This is a genomic window from Xenorhabdus beddingii (assembly GCF_002127545.1).
GTDB classification, from domain to species: Bacteria; Pseudomonadota; Gammaproteobacteria; order Enterobacterales; family Enterobacteriaceae; genus Xenorhabdus; species Xenorhabdus beddingii.
The window spans coordinates 1-1,212 of record NZ_MUBK01000109.1; the positions used below are offsets into that span (position 1 = coordinate 1).

Sequence of the window (1,212 nt, forward strand, 5' to 3'; positions counted from 1 at the left end):
TAACCCCCGCACGAAGAGGGACTACCAGTATTTCATTGCCTTTCAGCTCGAAATCTTCCTTGATGCTGGAAATGCCCGTGATTTTCTTGATTTCATCCAACACGGTGCGAGTCTGGTTAACATTGAAATACAGCTCTTCCCAGTTCGACAGAATGTCACCGGACACATACCACGTTTGTTCACCGTACTGATAGTTTTGTAATTTCAGCACATCACGCACTCGAATAGCTTCGGAGCGCATAGCCTGTCCGTCAGTACTTGTCGCGAAATCGATGTTAAGCGCAACTTGTGCTACACGCTCATCAGAACGCAAGCCCTTCCACGTCTTATCATCAAACTTAATGAAGTTACCTTCGCTGTCACGGAATCCGTTAAATACAAAGTCCACATACTGACGGCGAACGCTATCAACCGAACCTTGTTGAGCATCGGCCAAAGAAGCCAGCGCCGATCCTTTATTGAAAATCGGGTCGCGCCACTCGAACTTAAATCCTGAATCGTGGATAGGCACCATTGTTCCATCAAAGCTATAGGCTCTGGCATCCAGTGCAGCACCAATCTGACCACTCATAGAGGTATGCGCCCAGCCTTTACCGCCAGTTCGCGCATACTCATAAACCGATTCCTCCAGACGCACGGAGCGAGACAGGGGCATTAGATCATTCAGCAAATTGAACTCTGTGTTCGGCTCAAACTGCTTGATGACGGTTTGGTCAAAGGATTTGTAGAGCAAGCGGATATCCTGCACAGCGTTTGCTGCATCCAGTCGGCGCAGATCTTCACTGACGCCGCGTGTGCGCCAAATAAAATCAGCCGCTGCCTGAGCGCTGGCATTACGAGCTGTTTCCAGCTCACGAAATTGAAATTGGTTTACCGCCAAGTTACCAGTCTTCTCACCGATAGATTTTGAAAATACGAGCATTGTCGTCTCCTTACTTAATAACTACGCGAACCAAGTCGCCCGCTTTTACTGTGAGTTCATCTTCTTCAACGTAAGCAAAGATGTCCGCCCCTTCACCCGCCGCCTTTATCTGACCGTTGGTGACGGCTACTGGCTGCCCTTTTTTGTACGTTCCGGCCGTGGCACGCACGTTAAAAAATCCCCCCGCCATAGGATGAATACCGACAACCACAGAATCGGTCGTGATAGCGTCATCAACGGTCTGGCAGCGGAGGTAATCGATATTGGCGACATACAGGATCGCCGCTTCC

General features: G+C 49.6%; 1 protein-coding gene and 1 pseudogene. Both read right to left on the reverse strand.

The window, feature by feature from the left end:
* Positions 1 to 922, reverse strand: a 922-nt coding sequence (locus Xbed_RS18675) for a major capsid protein (RefSeq protein ID WP_086114305.1), incomplete at its 3' end; no start/stop codon positions are given.
* Between the two features lie 10 nt (positions 923 to 932).
* A pseudogene (locus tag Xbed_RS18680) lies at positions 933 to 1,212 on the reverse strand (hypothetical protein); the annotation flags it as partial.